The sequence below is a fragment of the Desulfuromonas sp. genome, from assembly GCF_002868845.1.
Classification (GTDB): domain Bacteria; phylum Desulfobacterota; class Desulfuromonadia; order Desulfuromonadales; family BM501; genus BM501.
The window spans coordinates 267,321-281,199 of record NZ_PKUB01000041.1; the positions used below are offsets into that span (position 1 = coordinate 267,321).

At 60.0% G+C, this 13,879-nt stretch carries 12 protein-coding genes, 1 pseudogene and 1 riboswitch; of the genes and pseudogenes, 11 read left to right on the forward strand and 2 right to left on the reverse strand.

Annotated features, from left to right (window positions below):
* Position 1 precedes the first annotated feature (1 nt).
* The 11 genes from C0617_RS12995 to C0617_RS13040 all read left to right on the forward strand — a co-directional run bounded on the left by C0617_RS12995 (position 2) and on the right by C0617_RS13040 (position 13,095).
* On the forward strand, positions 2–415 hold the full coding sequence (locus tag C0617_RS12995; protein ID WP_291317459.1) for a biopolymer transporter ExbD: 414 nt from the start codon (positions 2–4) through the stop codon (positions 413–415).
* Positions 412–1,374, forward strand: coding sequence for an ROK family protein (locus C0617_RS13000; protein ID WP_291317460.1), 963 nt, complete (start codon positions 412–414; stop codon positions 1,372–1,374). Before C0617_RS12995 ends, C0617_RS13000 begins: the two co-directional genes overlap by 4 nt.
* 127 nt (positions 1,375–1,501) lie before the next feature.
* Positions 1,502–1,666, forward strand: a complete 165-nt coding sequence (locus C0617_RS13005; protein WP_291317461.1) for a hypothetical protein — start codon at positions 1,502–1,504, stop codon at positions 1,664–1,666.
* A gap of 18 nt (positions 1,667–1,684) precedes the next feature.
* A complete protein-coding gene (locus C0617_RS13010; RefSeq protein WP_291317462.1) occupies positions 1,685–2,161 on the forward strand; it encodes a ferritin family protein in 477 nt (158 codons plus the stop codon).
* Between the two features lie 188 nt (positions 2,162–2,349).
* Complete coding sequence (locus C0617_RS13015; RefSeq protein WP_291317463.1) at positions 2,350–2,745, forward strand: hypothetical protein; 396 nt, start codon at positions 2,350–2,352, stop codon at positions 2,743–2,745.
* A 292-nt stretch (positions 2,746–3,037) separates the two neighbouring features.
* A riboswitch (cyclic di-GMP riboswitch) is annotated at positions 3,038–3,118 on the forward strand.
* 398 nt (positions 3,119–3,516) lie between these two features.
* Positions 3,517–5,181, forward strand: coding sequence for a TonB-dependent receptor (locus C0617_RS17195; RefSeq protein WP_365889322.1), 1,665 nt, complete (start codon positions 3,517–3,519; stop codon positions 5,179–5,181).
* A 15-nt stretch (positions 5,182–5,196) separates the two neighbouring features.
* Positions 5,197–6,147, forward strand: coding sequence for an ABC transporter substrate-binding protein (locus C0617_RS13020; RefSeq protein WP_291317464.1), 951 nt, complete (start codon positions 5,197–5,199; stop codon positions 6,145–6,147).
* A gap of 8 nt (positions 6,148–6,155) precedes the next feature.
* A complete protein-coding gene (locus C0617_RS13025) occupies positions 6,156–9,113 on the forward strand; it encodes a response regulator (RefSeq protein ID WP_291317465.1) in 2,958 nt (985 codons plus the stop codon).
* Between the two features lie 10 nt (positions 9,114–9,123).
* Entirely contained in the window at positions 9,124–10,614 is a 1,491-nt protein-coding gene (locus tag C0617_RS13030; protein WP_291317466.1) for an ATP-binding protein, read from the forward strand.
* 12 nt (positions 10,615–10,626) lie between these two features.
* Positions 10,627–12,792, forward strand: coding sequence for an EAL domain-containing protein (locus C0617_RS13035; RefSeq protein WP_291317467.1), 2,166 nt, complete (start codon positions 10,627–10,629; stop codon positions 12,790–12,792).
* 93 nt (positions 12,793–12,885) lie between these two features.
* Positions 12,886–13,095: a hypothetical protein gene (locus C0617_RS13040; RefSeq protein ID WP_291317468.1), complete on the forward strand. Its 210-nt coding sequence runs from the start codon at positions 12,886–12,888 to the stop codon at positions 13,093–13,095.
* Here C0617_RS13040 and C0617_RS13045 read toward each other — a convergent pair.
* Both C0617_RS13045 and C0617_RS13050 read right to left on the reverse strand, forming a co-directional pair.
* Positions 13,092–13,484: pseudogene (locus tag C0617_RS13045) on the reverse strand (FxsA family protein). The gene C0617_RS13040 and the pseudogene C0617_RS13045 overlap by 4 nt on opposite strands.
* 14 nt (positions 13,485–13,498) lie before the next feature.
* Complete coding sequence (locus tag C0617_RS13050) at positions 13,499–13,729, reverse strand: hypothetical protein (RefSeq protein WP_291317469.1); 231 nt, start codon at positions 13,727–13,729, stop codon at positions 13,499–13,501.
* Positions 13,730–13,879: the final 150 nt, after the last annotated feature.

Here is a 13,879-nt window from a genome sequence, read left to right on the forward strand (position 1 = left end):
CATGGGGTTTCGAAGGCGCAACCGGGACGAGCCCCGGGTCGAACTGACTCCCATGGTCGATGTGGTGTTTCTCCTCCTGATCTTTTTCATGATCTCCACCACCTTCATCGAAACCCCGGGGATATCCGTCAAGCTTCCGGAGGCGGGGGCCCAGGCTCTTCCCAAGGAACCGGAAGAAATCAAGGTTTACCTCTCCAGGGAGGGGGGCATTTACCTTCAGGACCAAAAGGTTTCCCTGGTCGAGTTTCGCGCCAGGCTCGCCGAAGCCGGCGAGAGAGCCGCCGGAACGACATTCCTGCTCCTCGCCGACCGGGAGGCCCGGCACGGGAAGGTAGTTGAATTGATGGACGCGGCGCAGCAGGCCGGGTTCGGCAAGCTCGCCATCGCCACCGAGGCGGGATCGAGGCAGCCTTGAGCAACGACACCCTGATCGGGATCGACCTGGGGGGGACCAACTGCCGGGGGGCTTTGGTTTGCGACTCCGACAGACTTCACTTTGAATCCCGCATGGCGACCCGTATCGACGACGGCCTCGATGTCTTCTTCGGTCGGCTGGTCGATTTCTGTCGCAGCCTTCAACAGGCTGGGAACGCCGGGGGGCTGCGGGTGCGGGGGGTCGGGATCGGCGTGCCCGGTGCCATTTCGCTCGACGGCACGGTGCGGGTTTCCCCAAACCTGTCGCCGCTCAACGGGATTCCCTTCGCCGCCGACCTCGAAAAGGCCCTCGGTCTTTCCGTCTCCGTGGCCAACGATGCCAATGCCGTCGCCTGGGGCGAACATCTGTACGGGGCCGGCCGCGCCTTCGATTCCTTTATCGTTCTGACTCTGGGAACGGGGGTCGGCGGCGGCCTGGTTCTTGGCGGCCGGCTCTGGACCGGGGCGGACGGGGCCGCCGGGGAGGCAGGGCACGTCACGGTCGAACCGGAAGGCCGGCCCTGCGGTTGCGGCAGCAGGGGGTGCCTCGAACAGTACGCCAGCGCTACGGGGATCGTGCGATCGGTGAGGGAGGCCCTGGCCGCCGGGCAGGCGTCACAGCTGAGCGAGGCCGGTTCGGCGTTGACGAGCCGCCGGGTGGCGGAGGCAGCGAGATGCGGTGACCGGGTCGCCCGGAAGGCCCTGGAGCAGGCCGGGAGACGCCTGGGCCAAGCGCTGGCCGGCATTGCCAATCTGCTCAACCTGGACGGCGCGGTGCTGGCCGGAGGGGCGAGCGAGAGTATCGATCTCATGAGGCCGGCTCTTCATGCCGAATTGCGCTGTCGAGCCTTCGAGGTTACAGGCCGGAGGTTGCAGGTGGTTCGCGGTGAGCTCGGGGAGCGCGCGGGTATTCTCGGCGCCGCCGGACTGGCTCGGGCCAAGGGATTGGGTGATTCCTGAACGGGCCGCGGATCGCCGAACCCGTGAGGGGGACGGTTCGACCGTGCCCACCATGGCCCTTGAGGTTCGTCCGGCTATGTGGTAGAAAAAGGATCTCTAAAAGACCAGTTTTGGGAGGATGGGTTCGATGGAGACGGTAAAGACCGCAAGCTTTGAATACCTCATCGGGATGGCCAAGGAAGATCCCGCCGGTGGCTATGACTTCACCCTCGAAGGGAAGAACTACCACATAGACGATGTGCTGGAAATATCGAAAATCGCCGAACAACACGGCTACATTGTAATCTATTGAAAACCAAGGAGATTTCCCATGAGCACAGAAGGACAGGTATGTTACACCTTTGAGGCGGCCATCGAAAAGGCTGTCGAGATGGAGCGCGAGGGGTTCAGGAATTACCTGGGGGCCATCCGCAAGGTCAAGGACAAGCACGCCATAGGCATTCTCAAGGAAGCCGCTCTCGACGAACTTCAGCACAAGCATATGCTTGAAAAGGCCCTCGTGGAGGGATTTGTAGAGGGAGAGGAGGGGATGGCCAAGCCCGTTCCGACCATGAACCTCTACTACGTTCTGAGGGTCGAGGAACTGCAGGCCGATGCCGGGGTGCGCGAAGCTCTGGCCTACGCCATTCATCTCGAGAAGGGGGCCATCGATTTCTACCAGAAGATGGCTCAGGGGTGTGCCGGTGCTCCCATGGCCGAACTTTTTGACCACCTGCTCAACGATGAAACCCGCCATCTGCAGGCACTGGAAGACCTCTACGAAAAGCACTTTCTGGACGAGATGTAGACCCCGGAGGGCTTTTCCCCGTCCCAAAGGCGCCGGCCTCTGACCGGCGCCTTTTTTTATCCGCTCTCCACAAGTAGAACGGTTTTTTAAAATTCGACAAAGGGGGGCTGTATTCTCTTGATAAACTGTAAAAATTTCTTATAATTCAACTATAGGATTCCGGGTGCCACGATCTGCAGGAGATGACAGTGGACTGTTCGGCCCATGATTTCGGAAACCCGTACATCGCCATGGGGCTCTTTGCCCTCTACGTCGTTTTAGTTTCCCTGGTCCGCCTCTTGGCCGAAAAAGAGTACTTCCGCCTGACGGCCATGAAGAGAGTTTGGGGGCGCAGCCGGGGCCTGGCCTTTCACTTTATATCCAACGTAGCTCTGCCCCTGGTCCTCGGCATCGTCTTTTTCAGCCGCGGGGTAGCCGGGTTCGGCGCCATCGACCTTCCTCACGACCGCCCCATATTGCCCAAGCCCACCGTGACCCTTGCCGCTTCCAGCGGGGTCGAAGATCCCCTGCACGCCCACCCGGTGGCCGGACCATCCCCAACCGACGACACCCGTCAGGATCCTTCTTTCAACCTCTGCCCCTGACCGTGAAGGACAGCGGCATCTGCAGGACGGCCGACGAGAAGCGAAGATGCTGGCCCAGCTGGTCTGTGACTTGGCCATGTCCACGCGAAAGGCCTTCGACAAGGGACACCATGGGGGTCTTTGTGGAACGAAACAACAAAACCCTGGGAGCGTTCTGTTGGGAAGAGCTGTTTAATAACAAAACAACAAGAAAGGCGGAGTGATCGTACTTTTATTATGGACGATATGCAGTTTTGAGTGATTATATTTGACCTGAATTTCGTATGCATGGTATTTAAATAAGGAAATAGCTCTTCGATAAAAGCAAACCTCGAGCAATCGGGGGACGCAAAGCCACGGGTCCTTGCCAAAAAAGGACAGCCGGGCTGCCGAAGGGAGCGTAATTATTGTCATCCTGCGAATCAATTATGATTACGCCCACCTTTGGAAGAAGGTGGGCGTTTTCTTTTGACGACTGTTAATAAACTTCAATGGAGGGACTGTTTCATGCAGCGAGGCAAGAGGGTTATCCTTTGTGGGCTGATCGTTTGGGGTTTTCTGCTGACGGCGTCGGCCGGTTTGGCGTCTCCGGACCCCCTGGGGGACGAAATGATGCTCTTCGAGGAAATCCCGTCGGTCTTCGGCGCGTCCAAGTACGAGCAGAAGGTCACCGAGGCCCCCTCGTCGGTGAGCATCGTCACCTCCGCCGAGATCAAGCGCTACGGTTACCGCAGCCTTTCTGAAATCCTCGGCAGNTTCGGCCGCCCCGGCGATTACAACAGCCGCATCCTTCTGCTCGTGGACGGGCAGAAGCTCAACGACAACATCTACAGCAGCGCCGGCCTCGGACCGTCCTTTCCCCTGGATGTGGATCTGATCGACCGGGTCGAGGTGATCCGCGGTCCCAGCTCCTCCCTCTACGGCACCAGCGCCTTTTTCGGTGTAATCAACGTCATCACCCGGCGGGGCCGCGACGTCCAGGGAGTGGAGGTCTCCGGCGAGGCGGGCAGCCACGCCAGCTGGGACGGTCGGGCCACCTATGGCCAGCGCTTCCCTGGCGGGTTGGAGGCCCTCGTTTCCGCCACTTATGGCGAAAGCGACGGCCAGGGCGACCTCTACTATCCTGAATTCGACGACCCTGAGACAAACGGCGGTATCTCGGAAAACAACGACGGGCTCGAGCTTTTCAACCTCTTTGCCAAGCTCGCCTGGGGTGATTTCACCCTTGAGGGAGCTTTGGCCAAGAGTAGCAAGGATATACCCACCGCACCCTGGGAGACGGTCTTCAACGACCCCCGAACCCGGACCATCGACGAGCAGTCCTACCTCTTTCTCCAGTACGACCACACCTTCACGGACGGGGGCAACCTCAACGCCAGGGTTCACTACGGCCACTACGGCTACGACGGCGACTATGCCTACGACTACGCGGAGACCGAAGAAGAGGACCCCTACCTGGTGGTGAACATGGATGATGCAGGCGGGCACTGGGTGGGGACGGAGGCGCAGTACACCCGGAGGGTACTGGAGCGGCACCAGGTGGTTCTCGGCGGGGAGTACCAGAAAGACTACCGTCAGGACCAGTCCAATTTCGACGAAGAGGTCTACCTGGACGATCGGCGGGACAGCGATTATTGGGCTCTTTACGCTCAGGACGACGTGCGCCTCCTCGACAACCTGAGCCTGAACGTCGGCCTGCGCTACGACCACTACAGCACCTTCGGCGGCACTCTCAATCCCCGCACGGCACTCATCTTCACCCCCTTGGAGAAGACGGCGATCAAGCTGCTCTACGGCGAGGCCTTTCGGGCCCCCAGCGCCTATGAACTCTACTACCACGACGGCGGGGAGACCACGAAAGCCAACCCGGACCTGGATCCCGAGACCATTCGCACTTACGAGATCGTCTGGGAGCAGTACCTGGGAGACCACCTGCGGGGGGTTCTTGGCGGCTTCTACTACCAGATCGATCATCTGATCAACCTAAAGACCGATCCTTCCGATGACCTGCTGGTCTTCGAAAATATCGACGAGGTGAGGGCCCTGGGAGCGGAGGTGGAGCTCGAGGGGAAGTGGGAGAACGGGATCGAAGGGCGCATCAGCTATTCCTTCCAGGAGACCGAAAACAAGGAGACAGGGAGCATTCTCTCCAACTCCCCCAAGCACCTGGCCAAGCTCAACCTCCTTCTGCCCTTGGTATGGGACAAGGTCTTTATCGCCGTTGAGGAGCGCTACACCAGTTCACGGAAGACGGTGCAGGGCGGCGAGGTCGGCGGTTTCGCGCTGACCAACCTGACCCTCTCAAGCCAGGACGTGCTTGAGGGGCTTGAACTCTCGGCGAGCATTTACAACCTGTTCGACAAGGACTATAGCGACCCCGGCTCCGAAGAGCATATTCAGGACGCCATCGCCCAGGAGGGGAGGACATTCCGCTTCAAGGTGACTTATCTCTTTTAGGGTTTAACCCAGGCCATGATCCTGTCGATAAGAAAAACAATCTTCTTCGGTTTGCTCGCCTCCTGGCTCTGCCTCGCCTGGAGCGCGCCTGTCCTCGCCGCCTCGCCATCGCCCGCCAGGGTGGCTCTGCTGGTGAGCTCCGAGCGCGCGCCTTTTCGGGAGGCCACGGAAGGGGTGAGGGAACTTCTGCAGGGGAAGGCCGGAGGAGTCGACCTGTCTATCCACACCCTGGTGGGGACGGAAGAAGAGGCCATGGCTGTCGTTGCAAAGGTGAAGAAGGGGAAACCCGACCTGATTCTCGCCCTCGGCACGGCGGCCTTGAACGCGGCATGCGCGCAGCGTGGTGATGTTCCCATCGTGGCCGGCATGGTCTTGGACCGGCGCGACATCCCCCGGCAACGCAACGTCGGCGGGGTCGTCCTCGATATCCCCCTTCAAACCCAGATGGAGTGGATGCGCAGGATGTTCCCAAAAATGCTCAACGTCGGGGTCCTTTACAATTCCGCCGAGAACGGGGAGGGGGTGGCTGCGGCTTCCGAGATCGCCGCAACCTATGGTTTCAGGGTCGTTCCCCGGCAGGTCGACGATCCGCAGGATCTGCCGGAGGCGCTCGAAAGATTGGCCAAAGAGGCTGATGTCCTATGGGGAATCAGCGACCGAGTGGTGCTGACCCCCCAGACGGCCAAGAGCATCCTGCTCTTTTCCTTCCGCAACCGGATCCCCTTTGTCGGCCTCTCCCGGGCCTGGGTCAAGGCCGGAGCCCTCTACGCCCTAGACCGCGACTACCGCGATATCGGCCGTCAGTGCGGAGAGTTGGCCCTCAGGGCGCTCCAGGGGCAGGCGCCCGAGGGCCTGCCCGTCGAATCGCCCCGAAAGATAACCTATTCGCTGAACCTGAAAACCGCCCGTAAGATGAAAATCGGACTGCCTCCGTCGCTTGTCGACGGGGCTCAAGAGACGTTTTAAGAGAAATCGTGGTCAAAACCATGGGGAAATGGCGAATCACCCTCGCCACCAAGATCAACCTTCTGACCATCCTGCTCATCCTGGTCACTGCCATGGGGATTGTCTTTTTCCAGCGGCACCATGACCGGAGAGAGGGGTTTCGGGAGCTGATCGGACTCGGGGAGTCCCTTGCGGCTACCGCTGCTCAGGACAGCGAATACGCCCTCTATACGGAGGATCCCCAGTCTCTGAAGAGCATCGCCGAGGGCCTGTTCGTCTATGAAGCGGTCGCCTACCTGGCCGTCTTCACCGAGGACCGGCGGCTCGTCTTCTCCAAGGCCGGAACCTCCTCCGGCCTCATTCCCGGACCGAGCCTCATGACCGGCCCCGGACCCTCGCAAACAATCCTTCACCAGGAACTGCGGAACCCAGACAGCGGAGAGCAAATTTTCGATTTCTGGGCACCCGTTTTCAGTCAATCGGGGGACGAAGCAGAGGAACTCTTTTCCGATGAGGGGGATATCGACGCCGAGTTTCTCGGGTACGTGCAGCTCGGCCTGACCCAGAAGTTTTTGCACCGCCGGTTGCATAAAAACTTCCTTTCCGCCCTGCTCTTTACCTCCTTCGCGGTGCTGCTCGGGTCATGCCTGACCGTATTGATGACCCGGCGGATCATATCCCCGATCAAGGAGCTGGAGGACGTCGCCCGCGAGGTCTCCCTGGGCTCCCTGGATCACCATCTCGACATTCGAGGCCAGGACGAAATCGCCTCCTTTTCCGAGACCTTCAACGACATGTTGGGAAAGTTGAGGGAGTACCGAGGAATAGAAAAAGAGCACCAGGAACGTCTGGAGCGGGAGGTCGAGGAGCGGACCCGGGACCTGGAGGAGGCCATGGACAAGGCTTATGCCCTCGCATACCAAGCCGAGGAGGCGAGCCGGGCCAAATCCCAGTTCCTGGCCAACATGAGCCACGAGATCCGCACCCCCATGAACGGGGTGCTCGGCATGTCGGAACTCCTCCTTGAGAGCAACCTCTCTTCCATGCAGCGCAAGCTGGTGAAGACGGTTCGCAACTCCGGCGAGTCCCTGCTGAACATCATCAACGATATTCTCGATTTCTCCAAGATCGAGGCGGGGAAGCTGGAACTCGAGTGCGTTCCTTTCGACCTGCGGCAGATGGTCGAAGACGTCGCCGAGCTGTTCGCCGCCAACGCTCAGGACAAGGACGTCGAACTCGGGGTTCTCATCGCCGGCGGCCTGCCGCCCGGGCTGAAGGGCGACCCAAGCCGCCTGAGGCAGGTGCTGTCCAACCTCTTCAGCAACGCCATCAAATTCACCCGCGAGGGTGAAGTCGTGGTAGAGGTGAAAATCCTGGAGGACGCGGGAGACAGGGCGAAAATTCACTTCGCGGTTCGCGATACCGGCATCGGCATCTCCGCCGAGGAGGGGGCCCGGCTGTTCACGCCCTTCACCCAGGCCGACGAGTCGACCACCCGCAACTTCGGCGGCACCGGACTCGGTTTGGCCATCTCCAAGGAGATTGTCGAGATGATGGGGGGCGAGATCGGGTTCCAGAGCGTCCCCGGGAAAGGATCGACCTTTTGGTTCAGCCTTTTGCTGGAAAAGGGGAGCCCGGTTGTTCCGCCCCTGGTTGTCCCGCGCCAGGAATTGAAGGGGCTGCGGGTCCTCATCGTAGACGACAGGGAAACCAACCGCACCATCCTCGAACACCAGCTCAAGATCTGGGAACTTCACTGCGAAAAGACCAAGGGAGGCGAGGAGGCGCTCGACTGCCTGAGAAACAGCGCGTCCGAAGGGAACCTCCCCGACCTGGTCATTATGGACAACAACATGCCGGGAATGAGCGGGATCGAGTTGGCCGAGGCCATTCAGTCGGAGCCCGCTTATGCCGCCCTGCGTCTCATCATGCTGACCTCCGTCGGTATCAGGGGGGATGCGCAGAGGGCCAGGAGGGCGGGAATCCGGGCTTATTTGACCAAGCCGGTCCGGCAGGCTGAACTCCTTCAGTGCCTGCGCACCGTTATGGGCACCTCGACCGATCCGGACGGCCCCCAATTCGTCACCCGCTACACTCTGCACGAGCCAGAAGATCTTCTTTCGGCCCGGGTCCTTCTCGTCGAAGACAATCCCGTCAACCAGGAAGTCGCCCTCGGGATGCTCGAGAAGATCGGCTGCCAGGTCCAGGTCGCCGGAAACGGCAAGGAGGCTCTCCAGGTTTTCGGTCGCGGCCATTTCGACACGGTCCTCATGGATTGCCAGATGCCGGAGATGGACGGATACGAAGCGACGGAGCAAATGCGCACCATGGAATCGCGAGGAGGGGAAGCCCGGCGTACGCCAATCATCGCCCTGACCGCCCATGTCCTCGAAGAAGATCGCAGAAAATGCCTGTCGGCCGGAATGGACGATTTCCTGACCAAGCCCTTCCAGTTGGGGCACCTGCGGTCGGTTCTGAAGCGCTGGGCCCGGGGGCAGGGGAAAGCGAAGGGGAGTCCACCGATACAGGCAGGCGACACCGGGGGGAATTCCGGAACTGGCCATCTGGGTGAGGGCAAGGAAGGGGAGGAACCCATCGATGGCAAAGTCCTCGGGAGTATCCGCGCCCTGCAGAGGGAAGGGGCCCCAGACATCCTGGGCCGGGTGATCGCGGCCTTTTTCCAGGAAAGCCCCAAGACTCTCGCGGCCCTTGAGGAGGCTGTCACCCGTTGCGATGCTGACGGAATCTACAGGGCCGCTCACAACCTGAAATCGAGTAGCGGCAATATGGGGGGGCTCAAACTGTCCGCCCTGTGTCGGGACATGGAAGGGCGCGGGCGGAGCGGATCCATCGACAAGGCTGCTGTTCTGTTCGCCGAAATCAGGACCGAATACGAGAGAGTGTGCTGTGCCCTGGAGCCTATGGCCGGAAAGGATCAAGATCCCCGGGCTGTCTCCGGGCAGCGCAGAGAGAATCCGGAAGGATGAAGGGCGGCCAATGACAGAGATGCCCGAAATGTCCCCCCCCCTGGTTCTGATCGTGGACGATGACAGCTCTATGAGGCTTGTCATGGCTGCGGCCCTGGAAAAGGCCGGTTTTCGGGTGTGCGAGGCTGATAACGGCAGGGTCGCACTGGCTGTCGTTGAAGAGAGGTGTCCCGACCTGGTGGTCCTCGATGTCGTGATGCCTGAACTCGACGGGTTCGCCACCTGTCGGGCCCTTCGGGAACGGTATTCTGGGGAACATCTGCCCATTCTCATGGTGACCGGGCTTGATGATATAGATGCGATTCACCAGGCTTTCGAGGTGGGCGCCACCGATTTTATCGCCAAACCCATCAACTGGACGGTGCTCGGGTACCGGGTGCGCTATCTGCTGCGCGCCTCCGCCATGACCCGAGAGCTGGAGAAGAGCGAGGCTAACCTCAAAATCGCCCTCGCCGAAGCCGAGGCGGCCCGGGATCGCATCGACGGCATCCTGAAGTCCGTGGTCGACGGCCTGGTGGTGACCGATGCCCGCTACCGCATCGTCCTCATGAACCGTGCGGCCGAGGACCTGCTCGGCGTGCGCCTGAGCGACGTTATCGACTGCAGCGTGAACGACGCGATAAGGATCGATGCCCTGCGAGATCAACTTCTGGGAAAACGAAAAGAGCGGGGCGGCAAAACCGACCTCGAATTTCAACTCAGGTTGCCGGGTCGCGATAAAGAGCAGTTCATTCAGGCGCGCAGCGGCGATGTTCTCAACTGCGAGGGAGGGCACAGGGGGACGATTACGATTCTTCGCGACATCACCCGGGAGCGGGAAGTCGATCAGTTGAAAAGCGAATTTATCTCGACCGCCGCCCACGAACTGACGACTCCCCTGACCTCGGTCCTGGGATTCACGGAATTGCTTCTGGAAGGAGGGGATCTCGCCCCCCAGGAGCAGAAGGACCACCTGGGTTGTATTTACGAGAAAGCGGAAAAACTCTCGCGCATCGTGGACGACCTTCTCGACCTGAGTCGCATTGAATCGGGGCAGCTGATCCTGCTTCAAAAGACCCGCTTCGATTCGAGGGAGCTGATCCGTAACGTGATCGAGCCCTTACGACAACAGCACCCCCGGTGGGAGTGGGTGAGTATACTTCCCGACGCCTCGCTGCCCCTGCATGCAGACCACGCCAAGATCGGACAGGTCTTGGAAAATCTGATCGGCAACGCCATTAAGTATTCTCCAGGGGGGGGCGCGATCAAGGTTCAGGCGGACGCCACCGAGGACCGCGTGCAGGTGGCGGTGCAGGACGAAGGGCTGGGGATGTCTGCAGACCAGGCGGCGCGAATCTTTGAAAAGTTTTATCGCGCCGATGCCTCCAACACCGCGGTCGAAGGTCTCGGGCTGGGGATGACTATCGCCAAGAACATTGTCGAGGCGCACGATGGGAAGATCTGGGTCGAGAGCGAACCCGGCAGGGGAACAACCGTCACTTTCACCCTTCACCGAGGCTAGGAACCCAAAGGAATGACCCGGCAGGCCGAAAAGAGCGATCTACCGAGAGTCCTTATCGTCGATGACGACATGTCGATGCGCCTGCTGATGCGCGCATCGCTGGAGCAGGCAGGGTTTGCCGTGGACGAGGCCGAGGACGGCTGGGAGGCGCTGAAAAGCTTCGAGCGCAGCATCCCGGACCTGGTTTTCCTCGATCTGGTCATGCCCGGAATGGACGGGTTTGCCACCTGCGAGGCACTCAAGGAACTTCCGGGGGGCCGCCGCACTCCTGTGATCATCATGACCGGACTGGAGGATGTCGAATCGGTTCACATGGCCTTCGACGTGGGGGCAGACGACTTCCTGACCAAGCCGTTCAACTGGGCCATGCTCGGATACCGGGCTCGCTACGTACTGCGCGCCAACGGAGCCATGTTGCGCCTTGCCAAAAGCGAAGCCAGGCTTGCCGAAGCTCATCGCATCGCTCAACTCGGCAGTTGGGAACTTGACCTGGAGCGGGACTCCTTTCATTGCTCGCCGGAGCTGGGCGCCCTCCTCGGAATCGAAGATCAGCAGGAACCGCCGGACTGGAGTCTCTTTTTCGAGTCGGCCCACCCCGAGGACCGGGGCATGGTGACCCGGGTCATGGGAAACGCTCTGGAAAAGCGCAAGAGCTACTCTCTGACTTATCGGTTGAATGGCCCCGGCCCGGACAACAGGGTCGTTCAGCACCTGGGGGAGGTCGTCTGCGACGGCCGGGGGAGGCCCAGCGCCGTCGTCGGGACGGTGCAGGACGTCACCGAACTCAAGCGCGCCGAGGAAAAAGTCAAGTTTCTCGCCTATCACGACAGCTTGACCGGACTGGCCAATCGCCATCTCTTTAACGATCGGACCCACCAGGCCATTGCCGCCTGCAAACGGTCCGAGCGGTCCATGGCCCTGCTCTTTCTCGACCTCGACCGCTTCAAGAGGATCAACGACAATCTCGGGCACCGGTTTGGCGACACGGTGCTGACGGAAATCGCCCGGCGCATCCTGGGGGTTGTCAGAAAGTGCGACTCCATTTCCCGCCCCGTTGGGGGAGGGGCGATGCCCTGCGTGTCCCGCAGGGGAGGGGATGAATTCACCATCCTGCTGGCCGAAATAACCCAACCCCGGGATGCTGCAGGGGTCGCAGCCAGGGTCCTGGATGCGATTTCCCAGCCGCTCGTCGTCGAAGGGCGCGAGGTCCTGGTGACCGCCAGTATCGGAATCAGCCTTTTCCCCGAGGACGGGACGGACCTCGAAACCCTGATGAAGAACGCCGATATCGCCATGTACCAGGCCAAGGACGAGGGTCGGAACAAATTGCAGTTCTTCAACGATTCGATGAACCTTGCCGCGGCAGGACGCTTGACCCTGGAGAGCGAAATTCGCAAAGGCCTCGCAGGCGATGAATTCCGACTCTTTTACCAGCCCCTGGTCGACTTCTTGAACGGAAGCATTCTCGGGGTAGAAGCGCTCATCCGTTGGGATCATCCGGAGCGGGGGCTCCTCTCCCCCGGAGCTTTTATTTCCGTCGCCGAAGAGTCCGGGTTGATCTTCGACATAAACGCATGGGTTCTGCAAACGGCCTGTGTCCAGATTAAGACCTGGCAGGAAGCCGGTCTCTGCCCGCAGCGCGTGGCCGTCAACCTCTCGGGGGAGCAGTACGCCCTGGAACGGATAATAGAGACCGTTTCGACTGTCCTGCGCGAGTCCTGCATCGATTCCCACGTCCTGGAAATCGAACTTTCGGAAAACCTGGTCATGAAAAAGGAGCAGGACGCCGCATTACTGCTGAGCAGGCTCAAGGACTTGGGAATCCGCATCGCCGTTGACGATTTCGGTACGGGGTATTCCTCCCTGAGCCATCTCAAATCCTTCCCCATCGACACTCTGAAGATCGATCGGGCCTTTATCAAGGACATCGCTACCGAGGGGAAGGACGCAGCCATCGCAAGGTCGATCGTAGCCCTGGCTCATAGCCTTGAGCTCGATGTCATCGCCGAGGGGGTTGAGATGCACGATCAAGCCGTCCTGCTCGGGGACGAAGGGTGTCAGTTCATGCAGGGCTATCTGTTCAGCCATCCCTTGCCGGTCCGCGAGATTTCCGAAGTGCTCCGCCGAGGCATTCCGGATATGGGGATCAGGGGAATCAGCACCCGAAGGGGGGGCTGAAAGACCTTTCCACGGCCCCTTTCCCCTCCCATCGTCTTATTGACACTTCCCTCCACTTTGATTGGTTCAAAAGAAGGTCCGCCAGGGGGAGCTGTGATCGTTGCCGAGACTACCCGCTGCATGGCCATTGTCGACCATTCGATGAAGATCGTGCAGCGCAAGAGGGTGGGGCATGCCGATTTCTTGTGGGACGCCACCGCTCAGGCGCTGGCGTCTTTTCGGGAGGAGATCGCCGGTTTCGACTTCATTCCAACAGCCTGGACCGGCCCTGGGGGAGCGTCCCCTCTGCTGAGGCGGTGCTAAAAGCGCCGAATGGTAAGGTTGCCCCGATTCACCTGTTTCAGGAACCAGAGGCGGGCGATGCGCTTGACGTGGGCGCGGGTGAAGGGGACCAGGAGGATGAAGCCCAGAAGGTCGGTGCAGAACCCCGGGGTGAGAAGAACAATTCCGCCGGCCAGAACCATTGCTCCATCGAGCAGATCCTCGGTGGGCAGGCGCCCCTGTTCCATCTCGGATTGAATTCGGCGCAGGAGATCGAATCCCTGGGTTCGGGCCAGGTAGGCCCCTTAAATTCCCGTTAAAATGATTAATGCTATGGTCGGAAATGCTCCGATCATAGAGCCAACCTCCAGCAGGACGAACAACTCCACCAGAGGGACTACAATGAATACAACTAATAGTTTTATAAACACTTTTGCTCTCTTTTTTAATAAAAACCAAGGATAAGGGACGAGGGGCGCTCGCCCGACATGGCGGTTTGGAAGGTTTTTCCAAGTAGTTGATTTTTATGATGAAAGTTTCTGCCTAAAAAATAATCACTTTGTTGGAAAGGTTTTGATGACCGGGGGGGAGTCTCCAGCCAACACCCTTTTCCACAAGTTTTCCACAGTTTTTGTGGAAAAGGTCCCAAGGCGCCCGAAAGGGCGTGCTTTTTCATTTATTCTCCTTGGAGGTCCCCCTCTTTTTCGCCCCGGCCCCTTTCAATATCTCGCCCTCGCCGGCGGAAAGGATGCTCGGCGAGGGTTCCTTTTCTTTCAAGCCCAGGTCCTGGGTTTCGAAACCTTCGACGAAGCCGTCGATCCGGCTG

Coding starts and splice junctions, on each gene's coding strand:
- C0617_RS12995 (WP_291317459.1), top strand. CDS start 2: ATGGGGTTTCGAAGGCGCAACCGGGACGAGCCCCGGGTCGAACTGACT.
- C0617_RS13010 (WP_291317462.1), top strand. CDS start 1,685: ATGAGCACAGAAGGACAGGTATGTTACACCTTTGAGGCGGCCATCGAA.
- C0617_RS13005 (WP_291317461.1), top strand. CDS start 1,502: ATGGAGACGGTAAAGACCGCAAGCTTTGAATACCTCATCGGGATGGCC.
- C0617_RS13035 (WP_291317467.1), top strand. CDS start 10,627: ATGACCCGGCAGGCCGAAAAGAGCGATCTACCGAGAGTCCTTATCGTC.
- C0617_RS13050 (WP_291317469.1), bottom strand. CDS start 13,729: ATGAAAAAGCACGCCCTTTCGGGCGCCTTGGGACCTTTTCCACAAAAA.
- C0617_RS13030 (WP_291317466.1), top strand. CDS start 9,124: ATGACAGAGATGCCCGAAATGTCCCCCCCCCTGGTTCTGATCGTGGAC.
- C0617_RS13020 (WP_291317464.1), top strand. CDS start 5,197: ATGATCCTGTCGATAAGAAAAACAATCTTCTTCGGTTTGCTCGCCTCC.